Consider the following 19,872-nt stretch of genomic DNA (forward strand, 5'->3'; position numbering starts at 1 on the left):
CCCCGGCGGCTTACCGGCCGCTTCCCCCGAACTCGCTCGACAGGATACCGGGGAGGTCGGTCAGCCAACTGACGACCGCGCAGACGACCATCACGCCGACCGCGGCCATGTAGCCCCAGACGGTGACCGCGTCGAGCACGAAGTCGATAGCGACGAATCCCGAGAGGATGACGGCACCGCTGACGGCCGCCGCGACGACCACGACCAGCGCGCCGTACGCCCGTGTCGGATTGTCTACCATATCTGAGAGTGTAGATGCAGTAACATAAACGTGAACAACGCCCTCCAGCGACGAGAGCGACACCGGCCGTCCGACGACGACTCAACGGATTCCGCGCGGGAAAAGCGCGCGCTCGCGGGCGACTTCGGAGACCAGAATGTGGTCAGAAGCCTCGGTAGTGGTGGTGGGTCTACGGAAGGAACACCGAGACTTAATTATCCTGACCAGATGGTTATCTGTTAGGTGAGCCTAAATACGTATCGGAAATTATGGATATTCGCCGTTCACGCCGCCACGAGCGCCTACGACGACCTTCCAGTCGCGGCGACGCGCGCCGAATCCGGATACCGCGTCCGGACCGAGCGCACCGCGAGCGTCGGAACTCCGGGACCGACACGACCTGCGCCGACCGAGGTGTTTTTTATTGACACGTCCGATACCGGAGGTATGGTCCCCCAGTCACCGACGGGCATCGAACCGATTCCGAGCATCGAAGGCCGCCCCGTGTACACCGCCTCGGGCGAGCGATTGGGCGAGGCCGTCGACCTCTGTGTCGACCTCGACGACGACCGCGTGACCGCGCTTCTCGTCTCCGTCGAAGACCCGCCGGAGGAGTTGGAGGTCGGTCCGCGCGGCGTCCGGGTTCCGTTCGAGTCCGTGCGCGGGATGGCCGACATCGTCGTCTTGGCGGGCGACCCGGCGCTCGGGGCCGCCGACTGACCGCGGCGGCTCCGCGTTCGACCGACCGCGCCGCTAGGCATACGTTGATATAGTCCGGCCAACGACTGTACGGCGGGCAGTCGCGTTGGTCAGGATGTGGACAGCACGATTGCCCAGTTACGGCGACCCGTCCCGCCTGCTCGCCTCTGACAGGCGGTCGGCGCCCGCCCGTCCGAACGCGGGTTGTGAGCCTCGCAACCCGCACCGACGGGAAACTCGTCGTCGGTGAACTACTGTGTAGATACGTTGATACGAGTGGATAGAGTAAGCGAGTTGTGAGTTTCTACGAGTCGATTCACCAGTTCGTCGGCGAGCGCGAGACGCTCCGGTCGGTCAGCCACTACGAGGAGATGACGGTGCTCCTGACCGAGACGCGACTCGTCCAGATTCGACACGACGGCGCGCAGGCGACCCCCGACGAAGTGCGAGCGGTGCGGACGATACAGCTCAACCGGCCCGTCTTCGCCGACTGCTCCGTCGAACTCGAATCGGACCGGACGGTCGTCGGCTTCCGCGACGGCACCGGCGAGACGGTCCGGATGGTCGCGTTGCCCGCCCGCGACTTCGAGTTCGCGGCGACGCTGTCGGCCGTCGTCGGCGACGCGGAAGTCGACGCTCCGTTCGCCGGGGAGTGACCCGAGCGACCGCGGCGGGGGCGGCCGCGAGCCCGAGGGGGCGACGCGTCCGACATCGTGACAATCTATTTACTCGATACCGACGAACGGTCGAGTGACGTGGAACACACCGGTCGCTGTGCCTACGAGCACGTCTTCGACGCCGCCGACGAGACGGGCGCCGACGAGTCGCCGTCGGTGTGGCGGTGTCCGCACCCCGCGAGCGACGGCGCCGACCGCTGTCTGTTCCATCGCCCCGTCGAGGAAACGCGGCCCGCGGCCGTCACCGAGGCGCTCCGCGAGGCGGTCGAAGACGACGCGCGGCCCTCGGCGTTCGTCGGTGGGGCGTTCGAGCGCATCGACCTCGCGGGGGTAACGCCCGCGTCCGACGCGTCGCTGGACCTCCGCGGCGCGATGGTGAAAGCGGACATCGACCTCCGCGACGCGACGCTCGACGGCGCGCTCCGCCTCGACCGCGTCTCGGTCGGCGGCGCGGTGTGCATGCAACGTCTCGACGCGTCCGAGGCGGTCAGCTGTCGCCACCTGCAGGCCGGCGACCGCTGGGTGCTCTGCGAGGCGCGCTTCGGCGCGCGCTTCGACGCGACGGGCTTCAGCGCCGAGACGGTCGTGGCGACTGCGGCGCGCTTCGAGGGCGGGGCGACGTTCAGGAAGGGCGTCGTCGACGACGACGTGTCCGTCGCGGAGGCGTACTTCGGCGGGCCGGCGTGGTTCTCCCACACCCGACTGGACGGCCGCCTCGACCTCGGGAGCGCCACGTGCGACCATCGGCTCTCGCTGGCGCACTGTCGCGTCCGCGGGGACGTCGTCGCCGCGGCGGCGACCGTCGACGACGGCCTCTCGCTCGAACACCTGACGGTCGACGGCGGCGTCGACGCGACCCGACTCACGGTCGACGGCGGCATCGACGCGACGACCGCCGCCTTCGGCGACCGGGTCGACTGCACGGGACTCACCGCCCGCGGCGGGACCGTCGACTTCACCCACAGCGCGTTCGACGGCCCGGTCTACTTCGACAACGCGACGGTCGAGGGCCGGGCGCTCCGCTTCCGGAGCGCGCGGTTCGAGTCGGGGCCGGCGTCGTTCGTCCGCGCGACCGTCGACGGGGGGCTCGACCTCTCCGACGTGGTCTGTTCGGCCGAGTCGCCCGTCCGGTTGGTCGAAGCCGTCGTCGAAGAAAGCGTCGTCTGCGACCACGCGCGCTTCGGCGACGAGCTGTTCTGTTCGGGAGTCCGCGTCGCCCGCGACGTGGACCTCTCGGACTGCACCGTCGGAACGCTCACCTTCGGCGTCGAAATCGGCGGGCGGCTGGATTTCGCGTACGCGCACGTGACGGACGCCGCGGCGTTCGGCGACACCGTCGTCCACGGTCCCGCTCGGTTCACCAGCGCGCGGTTCGACGCGGACCCGACGCTCACCGAGGCGACCCTCGACGACACGGTCGCGGCCTACGACGTGACCGTCGAGCGCGCCGGCGGCCCGTGACGCGGCGTCGGGTCGGCCGCCGGCGGCGGGACGAAGCCCGCGGCGAACATTATATGTCGCGCGGGGGAATGGTCTGAGGTATGTCGAGTGACGGGCAGAACACCCTCATCGCCCTCTACCGACGGTACGTCGACGCCGACCCCGACGAGACGACCGTCTACGCGGGCTTCGCGCTGTTCTTTACGGCTATCGGACTGCTCGCCGTCGCGCTCGCGGCGGTGGTGTGGAGCGGCGGCATCCCGCCCGAGAACATCTTCAAGTACGAACTCCGCGAGGTCGCGGGCGTCACCGGCGCGCTCGGGATTCCCCTCCTCCTCGCCTCCGTCGTGGTCCTGCTCCCCTCGCGGTACCGGTTCCCGAAGCTCCTCGCGGGCGCGGGGCTGGTCGTCTGCGCGGTCGCCGTCGTCCAGTTCGTCGGCGCGTACCCCCACAACTGGAACGTCGCCGCGAGCGCCGACCGGAGCGGCCGCATCGTCGGCGTCTACTCGCTCGGCGCGGTGGCGGTCGTCGCCGCGAGCGGCACGTCGCTCGTCGGCTTCCAACTCGCCCGCGCGAGGACGAGCGGGCCCGCCGCGGGCGGGAACGACGCGGAGTCAGACGCGGCCGACGAGGAAGACGAGGAAGCCGTCGCCGCGCAGGTCCGCCGCGACATGGACGAGGCGCTGTCGGACAGCGAACTGTCGTGGGGCGGCGTCCGCAAGACCGAGACCACCCGCCTGAAGCTCGATACCTCCGCCGTCGACGACGTCGACCGCGCGAGCTTCGAGAACGCGAAGGCGACCGAGACGCGCGGCGGGGGCGTCGACGACGCGGTCGCCGGCCTGCAGGGCCTCCGCGGCGGGAAGCAAGACACGGCGGTCGGCGACAGCACGGACGACCAGACCGCCGCGCTGGCCGAGTTACGGAAGCAACAGCAGGCGGAAGCCGAACGCGAGGACTCCGAGGGACTGGTCGACCGGATTCGCGGACTGTTCTCCTGAGTCGGGTCGGGACGCCGGGCCGTCGGTTGGGAATCGACTCGGCGTCGTTCGGCGTTACATTCATCGACCGAACTGAACGTCAAGAGCGCATACAGATTTATGCGACAGCCCTGCGACGCGTGAGGTATGGCGAAAGGCCTTGACGTAGGAACCATGAACATCCTGTCCGCGAGTCAGGATGGGAGTGAGACCGTATTTGTCCAGCAACGAAACTCGTTCGTCGAAATCGACTACAGCGACATGGCGGAGCAGATGCTCTCGCGGAGCGACGTGCTCCACATCCGCAAGGACGACAAAGTGTACGTCGTCGGTGACGACGCGCTCAACTTCGCGAACATCTTCGGCAAGGAGACGCGACGGCCGATGCAACACGGCATCCTCTCCAGCGAGGAGTCCTCCGCGATTCCGATGATCAAGCTCATCATCGAGCAGGTCGTCGGCTCGCCCTCCCGGCCGAACGAGCGCCTGTTCTATTCGAGTCCCGCCGACCCCATCGACTCCGACCTCTCGACGCTGTATCACGACAAGACGCTCGAATCGATGCTCGGCGACATGGGCTACGACCCCGAACCCATCAACGAGGGGATGGCGGTCATCTACAGCGAACTCGCCGACAACAACTTCACCGGCCTCGGCGTCTCGTTCGGCGCGGGCATGACGAACATCTGTCTGGCGTACTACGCGGTGCCGGTCATGCAGTTCTCCATCGCCCGCGGCGGCGACTGGATCGACCAGCAGACCGCACAGGCCACCGGCACGGCCGTCGACAAGGTCACGTCCATCAAGGAAGACGACTTCCAGCTCGACTTCCGCACGGACGTCGGCGGCGTCGAGGGCGCGCTGTCGATTTACTACGAGAACCTCCTCGACTACGTCATCGAGAACATCGAACGCGAGGTCGACGAGGAGGACATCGAGGAGGGCCTCGACGTGCCCGTCGTCGTCACCGGCGGCACCTCCAGCCCCGACGGCTTCGAGGAGCTGTTCGAACACCACCTCGAAGACTCGACGATTCCGTTCTCGGTCAACGAGGTCCGGAGCATCGACCGCCCGCTGTACAGCGTCGCCCGCGGGTCGCTCGTCGCCGCCCGCTCCGAAGAGGAGTCCGACGGGAGCACCTCCGAGCCCGAACCGGAAGCCGAAGCCGCGCCGGAATCGAACTGAGCGCCGACGCTGACTGACGGACCGACCGGACAGTACGTCACGACCGAGGTCGACGCGCCGCCGGCGACGCGCGAGCGCGCGTCACTCGTCGCCCGCGCGGTCCCCGCGGTCGCCGTCCTCCCCGTTTTTCAGGTGCGAGTCACTGGGCTCGCGGTCGGTGGCTTCGTCGTCGGCCTCGTCGTCACCGGCATCAGCCGCGTCGGTAGTCGTGTCGCTGTCGTCCTCGTCGCTCTCTGTGTGGTCCTCGTCGTCCTCTGTGCCGACCTCGTTGCGCTCGGATTCGACCTCGGTGTCGCCGTCGGTCGACTCGCCGCCGTCGGCTCCGCCAGCACCGCCCGCGTTCCCGTCCCGCTCGCGCGCCTCGCGGAGCGCCCGCTCGTGGAAGCGGGCTATCGCGTCGTCCCACGACTCTCGGCTCGGCGCGTCGCGCTCGTGGACCGTCTCGACGCCGACGAAGCCGCATCGCTCGCAGTAGCGCGCCGCGCGGCCGTCGAACGAAAGCGTCGAGAGGGGCTGTGAACACCGCGGACAGGTCATGGCGTCTGCCGATGGTTCTCGCGGGGGTCGTATAGAACTACCCCGTCGGCGGCGCGTCCGAGTCTGGCTGTGACAGTGTACTAACAGAAGATTCACCACTGATGACGTGTCAAAGAGAGACGATGAAGGTCCTCTGCTTCGGCGTGGGGCAAGCGGGTGGAAACGTCCTCGACGCCCTCCTCCGGTACGAACAGCGCACGAACGCCGACTACGTCGTCGACGCGGTCGCGTACAACACTGCGTCGGCCGACCTCCGCGGCCTCGACCTCGTTCCCGAGGAGAACCGCATCCTCTTCGGCGCGGACGAGGTGAGCGGCCACGGCGTCGGCGCGGACAACGAGCTCGCCGCGGAGCTCGCCGAGCGCGACAGCCGACAGCTCCTGCGGGGCACCGACGGCGCGCCGACCTCCACGGCCGACGCCTTTCTCATCTTCGCTGGTCTCGGGGGCGGCACGGGGAGCGGCGCGGCCCCCGTGCTCGCAAAGCACCTCAACCGCGTCTACGAACAGCCCATCTACGGCGTCGGCATCCTCCCCGCCGCCGACGAGGGCGCGCTCTACTCGCGCAACGCCGCGCGGTCGCTCAAGGGGTTCGTGGACGTGACCGACCACGTGTTCGCGTTCGACAACGGCGCGTGGGCCGAAAGCGGCGAGGACGTCGCGGCGGCCCACGAGTCGATGAACGAGGAACTCGTGCGCCGCCTCGGCATCCTCTTGGCCTCGGGCGAAGTAGGCGAGTCGGGGTCGGTCGGCGAGAGCGTCGTCGACTCCTCGGAGGTCATCAACACCCTCCGCGGCGGCGGCATCTCGACTATCGGCTACGCGGCGAGCGAACTCCCCGAGAGCGACGGCGGCGGCGGATTCAGCATCTCGGGACTCTTGGGCGGGGGGTCGTCGTCGGCGGACGAACTCGACTCCATCAACCGCATCACGACCCAGACGCGGAAGGCGGTGCTCGGACGACTCACGCTCCCGTGCGACGTCGACTCCGCCTCTCGGGGACTGGTCGTCGTCAGCGGCCCGCCCGAGTGGCTCAACCGGAAGGCCATCGAGCGGAGTCGGACGTGGGTCGAAGAGCAGACCGGGAGCATGGAGGTCCGCGGCGGCGACTACCCGCTTCCGGAGTCGAACCACGTCGGCGTGCTCGTGCTCCTCGGCGACGTGTCGCGGAGCGACCGCGTGGCCGAGGTTCGGTCGACCGGCGTCGAGGCCGAGCGGGCTCGCCGCCAACGGGACGCCGACGCCGCCGCCAGCGAAGACAAAACGGAGGCCGTCGTCGACGACCGCCTCGATTCCCTGTTCTGAATCGGCGACACCGGCGGTCCGTCCAGCGTTCTTTCACCGGTCTCGACCGCCGTCCGCGCCCGGTGTGGTCTCGGGTCGGAGAAAGTGTCAAATACTCCCTCGGCGAACAGTCGGACGCGTGTCCGAGATTAGCATAGCGGCGACGCCGCGCATCCTCGCCTACGGTCCGCCACCGGCGGGTCCGATAGCGACAGAGCGCGACGTGGACGTCGAGTTCGTGAGGTCGAGTCGGGTGTTGTTCGAGCGATTGACCGAGGGGCCGGTGCATCTCGTCGTCTGCCTCCACGCCCCGCCGGCGTTCGACGGCGTCGAGGCGGTCAAAGGAATCCGCCGGTTCGACGCGACGGTTCCGGTGGTACTGGCGTCGCGGGTCCAAAACACGATGCTCAATCTACAGGCGATTCAGTCGCAGGTCACATGGAGCGTCGGTCTCGCGGGCGACGTGCCCGTCGAGGAGGCGCTGTCGGAACTCGTCGTCGACGCGAGCGAGTGGATAGAGCGACAGGTAGAGTAGCGAAATCGCGTCTGCCGAACCGCCCGAAGGCGAAGCTCACCCGGCGTCGAACCGCGGTCAGTCGTCGGTCGTCGGGAAGTCGAAACCCCCCCGCGAGGGGCCGCCGCGCTCGTCGGCGCAGTCCCCCGGAAACGACACCTGCGCTAGTTCGTTCTGCACTGCCCACAACCCCTCGAAGAGCCGGGCGAACTCGTCGTCCGCGTTGTCCGGGAGGTCGCGGGTGCATTCCCACAACAGTTCTTCAGCGCGGTCGATGTGCGTGGTGGCCCGGGCGAAGGCGTCTTCGGGACGACGGGGAGAGGAACGGTCCGCCATGTCCTGTGCTACGACACCGATGCGCATAGTCGTTTCAGTAGCTGTAACAAAGTTATAGTCGTTACACCACTGCCGGATTGTTCTCCAGACTGACAATCAGAATCATTTATATATTCGAAGCGATTGTGTTCAATTGGATGCAGTACCGTACAGAGTAACCCCTCGGACGCATCCACTGACCGAACTCATCCCCCTTCCCCCCCTTCCCCATTAGGTTCGGTCACCCTTCACGGGGCGCGCGACCAATCTTTGCGAGCGACAGCGATATTCACGACCGCCCGGAGAGTTACCGGTCGAGCGAACACGGTCGACTCGATCCCCAACCACAGAATAGTTTTAATTGTGAAATACTACGTGGGAGTGAAGAATGATGGACGCCAGAATTAATACTCGCACTTCCCATCGAAATCGCCATTTAATATTGAATATGTGGCCGATTAGAGCATAATTAAGTAAGTAACGAGATAATATAGATAAAAATATATTTATAAGATTATTTAATTTGATTCTATAATTTCTCATAATACAAGAATATTGTATGAGGCAAACACAACTGATGGTAGAAAGGCGTTCGGTCCGAAAACAGACCGTCAGTCAGAACCGCGGGCGTCGCAACTACTTGCCGAATCTGATGCCGTCTTCGACCAGTCGGAGATTTCGTTCTCGGTCGATGTGCGGTTTCAGCCACTCGTACTCCTCGATTTGGAGGATGAGGTCCGCCTGCAGGTTCCGCCACGCGATGGCGTAGATGGGCGACTGCCCCCACGCGCGGAGCTCGGGGATGAACTCGTCGTAGCGCTCGTAGTGGCCTTCCAGACGTTCGAGCGCGTCGACGACGTAGCCGGCGGCCTCGGATTCCGTGTCGGCGCCCTCGATGGCGCGGTTCAGCCGCGTTTCGAGCCCCTCGACGGCGCGTTGCATGTCCTGTGCCGCCGTGCCGTCCGCCTCTGGGAGCGAGTCGATGATGGGTTTCGGAACGCCGAGCGAGAGTGGTTCGACAGCCATGCCTCGAACTGGGTGGCAAGGCGGCAAAAAGGCGGCGACGGCCGCATCACGGCGCGGGCGGTTGTCGACACCGCGGACGCCGTCGAGACCGCGGGACTGAGCGGCGTCGCCGCTCCTCGCGAGAAACAGCGCGCCGGGGTGCCTCCGAAGGCCGTCCCGACCTCCGGTTGCGGCGCGTCGTTCTCTGTTAGGCGTCCGTCTCGTCGGTCCGCGCCCTGAGTTCGGACTCGACGAGAGCGTCGAAGTCGACGCCGTCGGCTCGGTACTGGTCGCGGTTGTCGAGGACGACCAGCCCCTTGTCGGTGATTTCGTACAGCCCGGAGTTCGGCGCGGGCCCGACGCGCGCCAACAGGCCGTAGTCCGCGAGAATCGGCAGTCGCGTGTTGATGTACGAGCGGTTCTTATCGAGGATATACGAGAGATTCACGGCGGTGTTTCGCCTCCTATCTGCGAGCGCCTCGAGGATGTCGAAGTCAGTTGGGACGGCCAACTTCATACACGGTTGTTCGTAGCCGCTGTTAAATAAACAACTTATGTGAACGGCCACCGAGCCGGGTTCGCGCGGCGGAGGGCGTCAGCGCGGCGGCCTCGAGCGGGTTACCGGTGTTCGAGCGCGTCGCGCGCGAGGCGCAAATCCTCGAGAATCCGCGTGTGTCGGTCGATTGCGTCGTCGATGTGGCGCTCCGTCACCGCCGTGTCGAACCCGGCGTCACGGTGGTACTGCGCCCGCAACAGATGCGATTCTAAGGCCCGCGAGGTCGAATCGCTCGCCGCCAACAGCGCATGGGTAATCGTCCAGTCTACCGCTCCCTCGTCGGGGAGGTCGTCGAACTCCGTTCGCCCCTTGTGTCGTTCTACCATCATTGCCCACGTTGGGCCGGGATGCTACTTAAAGTTATAGTGGCGAGATATTTCCGCCATACTCGGGTGCATAGAAAACCGGGGATAAATCCGATATAGCGGCGTTCAAAGGCTGATTAACCACCGCGACACGAATGGTCATTGGAATGTTATGTTTGTGATATCTACGGCGTGTCGGGCGGTTTTCGGGTCGCATCGGAGACTCCTCGCCGAACCGGGGTCGAACTACCGCTCTTCGACGTGGCGAATCTCGACGCCGACGCCGCGGGTGGACTCGACCAGTTCGCGGCCGCCCATCTCCGCGCGGCCGATGGCGAACGCCTTCGGCCCCTCGACGACGACCTCGTCGCCCGGGCGGATGTCCTCGTCGGCGTCGACGACGCCCGGCGCGAGCACCGAGCCGTGGGGGACGAAGCCGTCGATTTCGACCGTCTTCGTCGGCGCGTCGCTGTCGCGCCACACCTTCGCGCCTTCGAGGGTGAAAGAGAGCACGCCGTACTGCGGGACCATCGTCGCCAACTGCACGCCCGCGTCGTTCCACACCTGTAGCTTGGGGAACCGGCTCGTCATCTCCAGCTCCACGTCCGAAAAGAGCGCGTCGCCCGCGTCCGGGCCGAGTTGGTAGTCGGCGAGGGCCTTCACGACGTTGTGCTCGCGCTCCTCGCGGGTGAACTTGGGTTCGCCGTCGAGCGTCCGCATCAGGTTCCCGATGGACTCCGTCGTCGTCGGGTGTTCGGAGACGGTGAACTCCACGTCGAGGCCGAGGTCGTCGGCGACGCGCTCGACGATTTCCGTGTACGCGCCCGGCGGGACGTGCGCGACGATTCGCGGGTAGTCGTTGCGCTCCAGATAGCGCCGGAGCACCTCGGCGACGAACGACTTCTCGTCTTCCGACCAGTCGCCCGTGACGACCGAGTCGTAGTGCTGGGCGGGGTAGGTGAGTTCGAGTTCCTGCGGGACGACGCCGATGGGCGAGGTCATCGACACCATGTGCGCGCGGTACTGGACGGCCTCCTGGAACTGCCGGTGGCTCTGGGACTCGCTGTAGGGCTTTTTCGCCGAGCACGGCAGGAGCACGAGCGGGTTGTCGAAGCGGTTCCGATAGCGCTTGGTCACGCGGTCGGCGAACCGCTGAATCTCCACGCGGTCGATGGACTCCTCGGAGGCGGCGGTGAGCTCCGAGTCGCGGATGACGGGGACCCGCTCCTCCATGAAGTTGTACTGCTGGTCGAACCGGCGGAACAGGGCGGTCAGCCACTGGCCGTGGCGGGCCTGCCCCTCGACGTAGTCGCGGAGCCGACCGTCGCGGACGCGGCGTCGGACCCGCGCGAGTTCGGCGCGCAGGGCGTTGGCGTTGTGGTCGGCGGCGTCGGCGCGGGTGAACTCCGAGGCGGGCGTGCGGCAGGCCTCGCAGGCGCAGGGGAGTTCGTCGAGGTCTTCGAGGAAGTACTCGCCGTCGCTGGTGAGGTAGAAGCCCTCCAGCCCGCGGGCGCGAGCGAGCGTCTCGTCGACGAGGTCGACGCCGGCGTAGACGAGAAGCGAGACGTTCCGGGGCGTGGCGACGCCCGAGAGCATCAGCGCCGTGTCGGCGGGGAGGTTCTCCTTCGCCTCGATGACGTTGTCGCGGAAGGCGCGCGCGTGGCCGACGAAGCCCTGCGCGTCGGAGAGGACGTAGGCGTCAGCGCCGTAGTCGTCGGCCGTGTCGGCGGTGACGACGGCGGCCGAGGGGTAGTCCACGTCGGGGTAGTCCACGGCGAACGACTCGCGCACCTCGTCGGCGCTCCCGGCGGGGAGCGAGCGATGCGGGAGCACGGTCAGCACGTCGTCGGAGCCGTCGGGGAGCTCGCGCTCGGCCGCCCAGAGACTGCCGGCGTCCGCGAGCACGTCGTCCACGACCGCCGGCGTCGTCACCGAGTCGGAGAGCCGCAACTCCCCGATTCGGGCGGCGCCGTCGCGGGCGTGAACCTCGAAGTAATCGGTCATACCCGCTTTCGGCCCCCGATAGGCAATTAACTTGTCTTCTGCGGGCGCGGCCGGCGACCGAGACCGACCACTCGGCCTACACGACTTAGCCCCCGCCACCCCAAGGGGAGGTATGGACGCCTCCGACCCCACCGGCCCGTGGTCACGCGCCCGCGTCGACGACTTCCTCGCCGACGCGGCCGTCCCGGTCCGACTCTCGTGTCGCACCCCGGCGGACGACCTCTGGATGCTCTCTTTGTGGTACGAGTGGGACCCCGAGACGGCCGAACTCCGGTGTGCCACCGCGGCCGACGCCGACGTGGTGCGATTTCTCCGCGCCCACGACGACGTGGCGTTCGAAATCTCGACCAACGACCCGCCGTACCGGGGCGTCCGCGGCCGGGGAACCGCGACCGTCGAACCCGACGCGGAGAAGGCGGTCTTGCGGCGACTCATCACGCGCTATCTCGGCGACACCGACTCGGAACTGACCGAGCGACTGCTCTCGCCCGACCGCGACGAGGTCGTGATTCGGATTCGACCCGAGCGGATGCACACGTGGGACTACGCGTCGCGGATGAAGCAATCGAAATAACCCCAAGCGGGGGGCGTGCCGCGCGGGGGTGGCTTTTCTGGCCCGCGCGGCGTACGAAAAGAGGGTGCCTCTGTGTGGTGGTGGGCCGGTGCGTCGTCAGCGGGGTTACCGACGCCGGGCGGCGACGAGCGCCGCCGCGACGAGCGCGACGAGGGCCACGACGAGACCGAAGCCGGGCGCGTCGGTGGACGACTCGGTCGTCGTCTCCATCGGCTCGTCCCCCATCTCGGTCGCGGGTTCATCGGTCATCGTCTCAGTCGGTTCGTCCGTCATCGAGTCGGTCGTCGTCTCGGTCATCGTGCCTTCGACCGTGTAGTCGGCCGTGGTGACGACCGCGCCGCCGGCGGCGACGTAGGGACCGTCGTTTTCGCCCTCACTGGTCACGAAGTCGTAGACCTCGTTGCCGTTGGTGTCCATGTGCGCCATCGGGACGACGGTGCCGGACTCCTCGAACGGCGCGTCGAGGGTGATTTCGACGTTCTCGTGGGTGCCGGGTTCGAGGTACGCGGAAGTGCCGCGGACGCTCTCGAAGACCTGGCCCTCGGTGACGGTGCCGTCGTGGACCGTCACGAAGCCGCCGTCGTGGAGCGTGACGGACTCGACGGTGACGGTCGCGCCGTCGCCGGACTGGTCCATCGCGGTCACGACCGCGTTGACCGAGGTGTGGGCGCTGGCGACGACCGCGCCGCCGTCAGCGGTGTACGGGCCGTCCGCGTCGCCCTCGCTGGTCACGAAGTCGTAGGCCTCGTTGTCGTTGGTGTCCATGTGCGCCATGGGAGTGAGCACCTGTGAGGAGCGAATCGGCTCGTCGAGGGTGACTTCGACGTCCTCGTGGACGCCGGCGGGCAGGTACATCGAGGTGCCGACCACGCTGTCGAACACCGCGCCCCCCGACAGCGACGGGTCGTGAATCGTCACGAAGCCGCCCTGCGAGAGTTCGACTCGGTCGACCACGACGGTCGCGCCGTCCGACGACTTCGTCGTGTAGTCGACGCTGGCGGAGACGGTCGCGGTGCCGCTGTCGATGACGGCGCTCCCGTCAGCCGTGTACGGACCGTCGGCCTCGCCTTCCGACTCGGGGAAGGTGTACATTTCGTCGTCATCGGTGTCCATGTGCGCCATCGGGACGACGGTGGTCGTCTCGTTCAGCGGCGCGTCGAGGGTGACCCGCACGTCGCGGTGCAGACCGGGTTCGAGGTACATCGAGGTGCCGCGGATGCTCTCGAACACCGCGCCCTCGGTGACGGTGCCGTCGTGGACCGTCACGAAGCCGCCGTCGGGCAGGTACGCCGAGTCGACGACGACGGAGTAGCCGCCGGTGGCCTGCGCGGTGTAGTTCACGCTCGCGGTGTCCGAAGGCGTGGCCGTCGCGGTGTCGACGACGGCGCTCCCGTCAGCCGTGTACGGGCCGTCGGTCTCGCCCTCTGACTCGGGGAAGGTGTAGGTCTCGTCGCCGTCGGTGTCCATGTGCGCCATCGGGACGAGCGTCGTGTTCTCGGTCACGGGCGCGTCCAGCTCGACGCGGACGTTCTCGTGGACGCCGGCGGGCAGGTACGCGGAGGTGCCGCGGATGCTCTCGAACACCGCGCCCTCGGTGACCGTCGCGTCGTGAACCGTCACGAAGCCGCCCTGCGAGAGTTCGACGCGGTCGACCACGACCGAGTCGCCGGTCGTGGGCTGGTCGGACATCGAGACGGTCGCGCTCGCGTCGACCGTCGCGGTGTCGACGACGGCGCTCCCGTCGGCCGTGTACGGGCCGTCGGCCTCGCCGTTGGCCGCGACGAACGAGTAGACGCGGTCGCCGTCGGTGTCCATGTGGGGCATGGCGACGAACGTGCCGGACTCGTCGATTGGTTCGTCGAGGTGAACGGTCACGTCCTCGTGGGTGCCGGCCGAAAGGTACGCCGACGAGCCGACGACGCTCCCGAGGACGTTCCCGTCCGTGACGGAGGCGTCGTGAATCGTCACGAAGCCGCCCTCGGGGAGCGTGACGGAGTCGACCGTCACGGTCGTGCCGCCCGTCGCTTGGTTCTCGAAGGAGACGGCCGTGGTCTCCTGTTGTGCCGCGGCGGCCGCCGGGACGCCCCCGACGACCACTACGAGTGTCATCAGCACTGCGAGTGTGCGTCGCATGTCTCAGAGGGGGACGAATATTTAAAAGAAGATTTTCCGAACTGTCACCCAAATCTCTCCCCGATGTGTCCCCAGTCGCCCGATTTCGGCGGCCAGAAGCCTTATACAGGGATTGGGGAGCACCCCGTCTCAGGGGCGAACACGACGGCAGACTGCCGTCGGTTCGACCGGGCGACCCGCGACGCGAAGGCGGCGAATCGGGCCCGATGAGACGAGGTTAAATAGCGTTCGTCCACCAACTATCGCTATCGGATGTCCTACAGCTACACGGGCGACGCGCATCTCGGGCTCGCGGCGTCCTACCGCGCCGACGACGACCCCTTCCCCACGGACACGTCGCTTTCGTTCCCGCGGCGGAACCACCTGCGAGAGGACGTAGACCTCATCAAGCGCCTCCTGTTTCCCCGCTGTTGGAACGCGGGGCCGTGGGTCGCAGACGAGGAACTCCTCCGCGACGCCGTCGCCAACTTCGGCGCGCTCTGCTACTCCGGCATCGACCCCTACACGGACGAGGACCCCGAGCCAATCGTGGACGAGGTGGTCAGGCGACTCCCCGACATCCGCGAGACGCTGAAGAAAGACGTGGAGGCGGCGTACAAGGGCGACCCCGCCGCCCGCGGCTACGTCGAAATCATCCGGTCGTATCCGGGCGTGCAGGCGATTGTCGTCCACCGGGTCGCCCACGCTTTCTACGAGGCCGGCGCGCCCGCGTACGCCCGCGAACTCGCCGAGTACGCGAAGATGGAGTCGGGTATCGACATCCACCCCGGCGCGACCATCGGCGACTACTTCTTCGTCGACCACGGCACCGGCGTCGTCATCGGCGAGACGACGACCATCGGCGAGTGGGCGCGCATCTATCAGGACGTCACGCTCGGCGCGCTCCACTTCGAGGAGGACGAAGACGACGAACACTCGCTCAAGAAGGGGTACAAGCGCCACCCGGACATCGGCGACAGCGTCGTCATCGGCGCGGGGACCAAGGTGCTCGGCGCGGTCTCCGTCGGCGACCACGTGAGCATCGGCGCGAACTCGTGGGTCACCGAAGACGTGCCGGACCACACGAGCGTCTACATCTCCGAGCACCCGACTCACGAGCGGAAACACCGGAACTGAGCGGGCGGGGCGGAGAATCAGACGGGAACGGGAGCGCGCGGCGTTTTCAGTCGAACGTAATCCACGCGAGGAACGCGAGGCCGAGCGTCTCGAAGACGTGCAACAGCATCATCAGCCGCCACGCGATGACGGGCACGTCGGTGCTGAACCACCCCGAGAGCGTCGGGTCGAGGATGTACATGTAAAAGGCGAGCGCGTTCTCGGCGAGGAGGAACACCCCGAACACGAGGAGGCCGACGGCGTGTTTGGACCTGAAGGTCAGGTAGTTTCGGGCCCACACCGCCGACAGTGCGAGGAGCACGACGACGTTGACGCCCGAGGAGACCGTCGCGACGTCCACCCAGATACTCATTCGTTCTCCCCTTTCCCCGTCATCCTGATATACGCTTTCCCAAATCTTTCCATAATCACCGCGTCCCTGTCTCGCACGCTCAGTCCATCCGCTCGACGATCGTCTCGACGGTCTCCCAGTTGGCGCGACACCGCGGCGACGGGAGGTAGACCGCGCCGTAGTCGTCGCCGCTTCGCTGGACCACGTCGTTGTCCATGAGCACGTCGAGGTGGTGTCGGACGGTCTTGTAGTCGAGGTCGAGCGTCTCGGCCAACTGGTTGGCGTTTCTGGGCTGTTCCTCGACGGTCTTGAGGATGCGCACACGGTTTTCACCGCCGCGGGTTCCCGTGAGCACGTACCAGAGGACAGCCTCCATCGTGTTCGTTGATACGTCGGGTGAACCTAAGAGCATCGACCGGCAGACGCCGACGCGACCGGCTGGGGCAACGTCACTCGTCTGACAGTCCGGTGGAGTCGCCCTCCTCACGCCCGTCGTCTGACTCCTCGTCGGCCAATCGCTCGGAGACCGCCGACAGCGACTCCAACTCGACCGAGTCGGGCACGCGAGCGAGGGCCGACTCGGGCCAGTCGTCGTGCGCCAGCGTGAACGCCGCGTCGGGGTTCTCCTCGACCAGCCGCGAGACGCCGCGGGCGGCCTGCTCGTAGGCGTCGCGGTCGAGTCGCTCGGGGACCTCGGCGGTGAGCGGGTACGTCTCGGACAGCGCCCGCGGGAACGGACCGAACGGCGGGACGACGCGCCACGTCGCGTCGAAGTCGTCGCCGGAGGGGATACCGCCCTCGGTGAGGAGGACGTGCCCCTCGGCGGTCAGGCGGTCCATGCGGGCGTGGTGGCGGGCGACCTCGGGTCGGTGTGCGCTCTCGTTGGAGGCGTAGAAGAACGCGCCCTTCGAGGCGGGGTCCTCGCGTTCGAGCTGGTCGGCGTGGTCGAGGAGGGCCCGGTAGCCGTCGAGCATCGCCGGGTGCGAGCGGGCGCGCTCCTCGACGAGTTCCATGAGGTCGCCGTCGCGGATGGCCTGCTTGATGCGGCGGAGTTCGGCGAAGGTGACGTGGAGGTTGTGCTCGGCGAGCAGTTGCTCCTGTCGTTTCGACCCCGCGGCCCGGAGGTCGTCGGGCGAGTGCTCCGTGCAGATGGGGCAGGTACACGGGAGATACTCGAGGTCTTCGAGGTGTTCGGTCCCGCGAACCGTGAGATAACGGCCGTCGCGGGCGTAGAGGGCGTAGGCGGCGGAGTCGAACAGGTCACAGCCGAGCGCGACGGCGAGCGCGAGCATCATCGGGTGGCCCGCGCCGAACAGGTGGACCGGGGCGTCGACGCCGAGACCGCGTTTGGCGGCCGCGACGGCGTCGACCATGTCGTCGTAGCGGTAGGCGTTCATCATCGGCACGACCGCGCCGACGGGGAACACGTCGAGGTCGGTCGCGTCGGCGTGGCCGCCGGCCTCCTCGCGGAGATCCGGGTAGGTCGACCCCTGAACGGGCGCGTTGACGAGCATCTCGCCCGTGTCGGCCGCCTCGGCGTCGGCGAGAGCTTGCCTGGTGATTTCGAGGTCCGTCTCGGCCTGCTCGCGGGCCACGTCCGGCGGCGTCGGGATGTCGACCGGCGTGGCGATGTCGGTCCCGATGTCGCGCTGGAACTGCAGAATCTCCTCGGTCGTCGTGTCGATTTCGCCGTACTCGGCGAGCTGGAACGACCCCGAGTCGGTCATGATGGCCCCGTGGAAGTCGAGCATCTCGTGGAGGCCCACGTCCAGCGCCTCCTCGCGGAGGTGCTCGTTCGTCTTGATGATGTAGGAGTTGGTGATGAGGATGTCCGCGCCGAACTCGGATTCCAGTCGCGCGGGCGAAATCGTGTCGATGTTCGGGTTGACGACCGGCAGGAGCGCCGGCGTCTCGACGGTGACCCCCGCACGCGGGACCGAAAGGCGGCCGATGCGGCCGGCGAGGTCCCCGTCGCGGAGTTCGAAGTGGTCGCGCATGGAGTGGCGTTTCCCGAGCGCGGCGGTAAGGGTTGCGTTCGCGGGGCGGCCGGCCGCCGAAAAATGGACGCACGGATACATACCAGATTATTCCTTGATATGTTCTAGATAATATACACGAGAGGTATCAAACGTGATTTTTTGGGCGAACAGTTTACAAAGAGATTGGCTCAACCGAACAGTCAGATGTTAGCCGACTTATCGCCACTCGAAGTAACCGCGCTCGCCGTCGCCCTCGTCGGGCTCGTACCGGTTATCACGCAGTACAGAGACGAGACCAAACTGTTCGCCGCGGGCTACGTCCTGCTCGTCGTCGGGATGGTCGCGACGAACGTCGAGGCGCTGTTCCTCGGGTCGGTGCTCAACTTCGTCGAGCACGCGTTCGGCATCGGCCTCGCGGGAGTCACGTTCTTCGCGGCGGCGTACGTCCGCCGGAAAAACGTCATCAAAGGCGGTGAGGGCTCGTGATAATCGACGCGTTCTTCGACGCTATCGGAACCCTCGGGTTCATCGGCGCGGCGGTGCTGGCGTGGCTCAACTACCGCGACACCGACGCGGAAGCGTCGTTCTGGCTGACGTACGCGTTCGCTTCCGTGCTGGCGATTCTGTGGATGGCCAGCCTCACGCTGGAAAAGGTCGGCATCTATCCCGAGGTGTTCGACCTCGCGAGTTCGCCGCTCATGACCGCCACGGTCGCCGTCTTCGCCATCGGCGGCACCGCGACGCTCGCCATCGTCGCGGACATGAAGGAGCTCGTCAGCGACGCCGAAGAACGGCGGCGCGAACTCGACGCGCTCACGACGGACCTCGAACGGCAGGCCGAGAGCTACGGCGACGCGATGCAGACGGCCGCCGACGGCGACCTCACCGTCCGCGTCGACGCCGAGAGCGACAACGACGCGATGCGTCGCATCGGCCGCGGGTTCAACGAAATGCTGGAGGCCATCGACTCGGTCATCGTCCAGATACAGACGTTCGCCGAGCAGGTCGACGACGAGAGCTCCGAGGTCACCGCGAGCGCGGACGCCGTGAAGACGACGAGCACGGACGTGGCCAACAGCATCGAAGAGATTTCGGCGGGCAACGAGACGCAACACCGGAACCTCAACGCCGCCGAGTCCGAACTGAGCAACCTCTCTGCGACCATCGAGGAGATCGCCTCGTCGTCCGAGGAAATCGCGCGGCAGTCCCAACAGACCGTCGGGCGCGCCAAGGAGAGCCAGGAGGCCGCCAGCTCGACCATCGAGAAGATGGAGCAGTTGGAGTCGCGGTCGACGGAGACCGTCACGGAGGTCGAAGACCTCCAGCAGTCGGTCACCCAGATCAGCGAGGTCGTCGACCTCATCGACGACATCGCCGAGAAGACGAGCATCCTCGCGCTCAACGCCTCCATCGAGGCGGCGGGCGCGGGCGACGCGGGCGAGGGGTTCGCCGTCGTCGCCAGCGAGGTGAAGACGCTCGCGGAGGAGACCGCCGAGGCGACCCAGGAGGTCGACTCGCTCATCGGCGACATCGAGCAGTCGACCGAGAACGTCGCCGAGGACACCTTCGAGACGCAGGCCGAGGTCGAAGCCAGCCGCGAGACCGTCGGCGAGACCGTCGACGTGCTCGAGGAAATCGTCCACAAAATCGAAGACAGCAACGACTCCATCCAGTCTATCAGTAGCGCCACCGACGAGCAGGCGCAGTCGACCCAAGAGGTCGTCACGATGATGGACGAGATAACGAACCTCAGCGACCGGACGGCGTCCGAGGCGCAGAACGTCTCCGCCGCGGCCGAAGAACAGACGGCGGCGACCCAGCAGATTGCGGCGTCGTCCTCGTCGCTGTCGGAGCGCGCACAACAGCTCAAATCGCTCGTCGCGCGGTTCGAATCCGGGCGCGCGGCCGGCGGCGCACCGGGCCGCGAAACCGCGACGCCCGCGGCTTCGGCCCCCAACCGGGCGATGCGGGCCGACGGCGGCGACGACGACCGCCCGAACTGACCGACGACAGACGACC

Annotated in this window: 22 protein-coding genes; 11 read left to right on the forward strand and 11 right to left on the reverse strand. The window is 67.0% G+C overall.

Annotation, left to right across the window (positions count from 1 at the left end):
* Window positions 1-10: 10 nt before the first annotated feature.
* Entirely contained in the window at window positions 11-241 is a 231-nt protein-coding gene (locus tag C441_RS16100) for a hypothetical protein (protein ID WP_004967315.1), read from the reverse strand.
* A gap of 426 nt (window positions 242-667) precedes the next feature.
* Between C441_RS16100 and C441_RS16105 the strand changes: the two genes are divergently transcribed.
* The 5 genes from C441_RS16105 (at window position 668) to C441_RS16125 (ending at window position 5,201) form a co-directional block, all read left to right on the forward strand.
* Entirely contained in the window at window positions 668-940 is a 273-nt protein-coding gene (locus C441_RS16105; RefSeq protein ID WP_004967316.1) for a PRC-barrel domain-containing protein, read from the forward strand.
* A gap of 275 nt (window positions 941-1,215) precedes the next feature.
* A complete protein-coding gene (locus tag C441_RS16110) occupies window positions 1,216-1,575 on the forward strand; it encodes a hypothetical protein (protein WP_007276049.1) in 360 nt (119 codons plus the stop codon).
* Between the two features lie 99 nt (window positions 1,576-1,674).
* Window positions 1,675-3,057, forward strand: coding sequence for a pentapeptide repeat-containing protein (locus C441_RS16115; protein ID WP_007276050.1), 1,383 nt, complete (start codon window positions 1,675-1,677; stop codon window positions 3,055-3,057).
* Between the two features lie 80 nt (window positions 3,058-3,137).
* Entirely contained in the window at window positions 3,138-4,037 is a 900-nt protein-coding gene (locus C441_RS16120; RefSeq protein WP_007276051.1) for a DUF7139 domain-containing protein, read from the forward strand.
* Window positions 4,038-4,163: 126 nt separating this feature from the next.
* On the forward strand, window positions 4,164-5,201 hold the full coding sequence (locus C441_RS16125) for a hypothetical protein (protein WP_449271543.1): 1,038 nt from the start codon (window positions 4,164-4,166) through the stop codon (window positions 5,199-5,201).
* A gap of 81 nt (window positions 5,202-5,282) precedes the next feature.
* Here C441_RS16125 and C441_RS16130 read toward each other — a convergent pair whose 3' ends face one another.
* Complete coding sequence (locus C441_RS16130) at window positions 5,283-5,738, reverse strand: zinc finger domain-containing protein (protein ID WP_007276053.1); 456 nt, start codon at window positions 5,736-5,738, stop codon at window positions 5,283-5,285.
* A 122-nt stretch (window positions 5,739-5,860) separates the two neighbouring features.
* Between C441_RS16130 and C441_RS16135 the strand changes: the two genes are divergently transcribed.
* Together C441_RS16135 and C441_RS16140 are read left to right on the forward strand one after the other, a co-directional pair.
* Window positions 5,861-7,042, forward strand: a complete 1,182-nt coding sequence (locus C441_RS16135) for a tubulin/FtsZ family protein (protein WP_007276054.1) — start codon at window positions 5,861-5,863, stop codon at window positions 7,040-7,042.
* A gap of 118 nt (window positions 7,043-7,160) precedes the next feature.
* Window positions 7,161-7,556 (forward strand): histidine kinase, encoded by a 396-nt coding sequence (locus tag C441_RS16140; protein ID WP_049920650.1) that lies wholly within the window; start codon window positions 7,161-7,163, stop codon window positions 7,554-7,556.
* 57 nt (window positions 7,557-7,613) lie between these two features.
* On the opposite strand, the gene C441_RS16145 is transcribed toward C441_RS16140, so the two are convergent.
* From C441_RS16145 to arcS, 5 genes are all read right to left on the reverse strand, one after another.
* Entirely contained in the window at window positions 7,614-7,871 is a 258-nt protein-coding gene (locus C441_RS16145; RefSeq protein ID WP_007276055.1) for a hypothetical protein, read from the reverse strand.
* 615 nt (window positions 7,872-8,486) lie between these two features.
* A complete protein-coding gene (locus C441_RS16150; protein ID WP_004967325.1) occupies window positions 8,487-8,876 on the reverse strand; it encodes a hypothetical protein in 390 nt (129 codons plus the stop codon).
* A gap of 187 nt (window positions 8,877-9,063) precedes the next feature.
* Complete coding sequence (locus tag C441_RS16155; protein WP_004967326.1) at window positions 9,064-9,372, reverse strand: hypothetical protein; 309 nt, start codon at window positions 9,370-9,372, stop codon at window positions 9,064-9,066.
* Between the two features lie 101 nt (window positions 9,373-9,473).
* Window positions 9,474-9,740: a hypothetical protein gene (locus C441_RS16160; protein WP_007276056.1), complete on the reverse strand. Its 267-nt coding sequence runs from the start codon at window positions 9,738-9,740 to the stop codon at window positions 9,474-9,476.
* 222 nt (window positions 9,741-9,962) lie between these two features.
* Window positions 9,963-11,720 (reverse strand): archaeosine synthase, encoded by a 1,758-nt coding sequence (gene arcS, locus C441_RS16165; RefSeq protein ID WP_007276057.1) that lies wholly within the window; start codon window positions 11,718-11,720, stop codon window positions 9,963-9,965.
* A gap of 112 nt (window positions 11,721-11,832) precedes the next feature.
* On the opposite strand from arcS, the gene C441_RS16170 reads away from it, so the two are divergent.
* Window positions 11,833-12,294, forward strand: coding sequence for a pyridoxamine 5'-phosphate oxidase family protein (locus tag C441_RS16170; RefSeq protein ID WP_007276058.1), 462 nt, complete (start codon window positions 11,833-11,835; stop codon window positions 12,292-12,294).
* Between the two features lie 105 nt (window positions 12,295-12,399).
* Here the strand turns inward: C441_RS16170 and C441_RS16175 are convergent, their stop codons facing one another.
* On the reverse strand, window positions 12,400-14,403 hold the full coding sequence (locus C441_RS16175) for a DUF7282 domain-containing protein (RefSeq protein WP_007276059.1): 2,004 nt from the start codon (window positions 14,401-14,403) through the stop codon (window positions 12,400-12,402).
* Between the two features lie 276 nt (window positions 14,404-14,679).
* Between C441_RS16175 and epsC the strand changes: the two genes are divergently transcribed.
* Window positions 14,680-15,543, forward strand: coding sequence for a serine O-acetyltransferase EpsC (epsC, locus tag C441_RS16180; protein WP_007276060.1), 864 nt, complete (start codon window positions 14,680-14,682; stop codon window positions 15,541-15,543).
* Window positions 15,544-15,589: 46 nt separating this feature from the next.
* Here epsC and C441_RS16185 read toward each other — a convergent pair whose 3' ends face one another.
* The 3 genes from C441_RS16185 to tgtA form a co-directional block, all read right to left on the reverse strand.
* A complete protein-coding gene (locus tag C441_RS16185) occupies window positions 15,590-15,895 on the reverse strand; it encodes a hypothetical protein (protein WP_007276061.1) in 306 nt (101 codons plus the stop codon).
* A gap of 79 nt (window positions 15,896-15,974) precedes the next feature.
* Entirely contained in the window at window positions 15,975-16,250 is a 276-nt protein-coding gene (locus tag C441_RS16190) for a winged helix-turn-helix domain-containing protein (RefSeq protein WP_004041883.1), read from the reverse strand.
* A 73-nt stretch (window positions 16,251-16,323) separates the two neighbouring features.
* Window positions 16,324-17,871, reverse strand: coding sequence for a tRNA guanosine(15) transglycosylase TgtA (tgtA, locus tag C441_RS16195; RefSeq protein ID WP_007276062.1), 1,548 nt, complete (start codon window positions 17,869-17,871; stop codon window positions 16,324-16,326).
* A 186-nt stretch (window positions 17,872-18,057) separates the two neighbouring features.
* On the opposite strand from tgtA, the gene C441_RS16200 reads away from it, so the two are divergent.
* Entirely contained in the window at window positions 18,058-18,339 is a 282-nt protein-coding gene (locus C441_RS16200; RefSeq protein ID WP_007276063.1) for a hypothetical protein, read from the forward strand.
* Window positions 18,336-19,856 (forward strand): methyl-accepting chemotaxis protein, encoded by a 1,521-nt coding sequence (locus C441_RS16205; protein ID WP_007276064.1) that lies wholly within the window; start codon window positions 18,336-18,338, stop codon window positions 19,854-19,856. Before C441_RS16200 ends, C441_RS16205 begins: the two co-directional genes overlap by 4 nt.
* The last annotated feature ends 16 nt before the right edge of the window (window positions 19,857-19,872 follow it).

Origin of the sequence: Haloferax sulfurifontis ATCC BAA-897 (assembly GCF_000337835.1) — an archaeon.
Classification (GTDB): Archaea; Halobacteriota; Halobacteria; order Halobacteriales; family Haloferacaceae; genus Haloferax; species Haloferax denitrificans.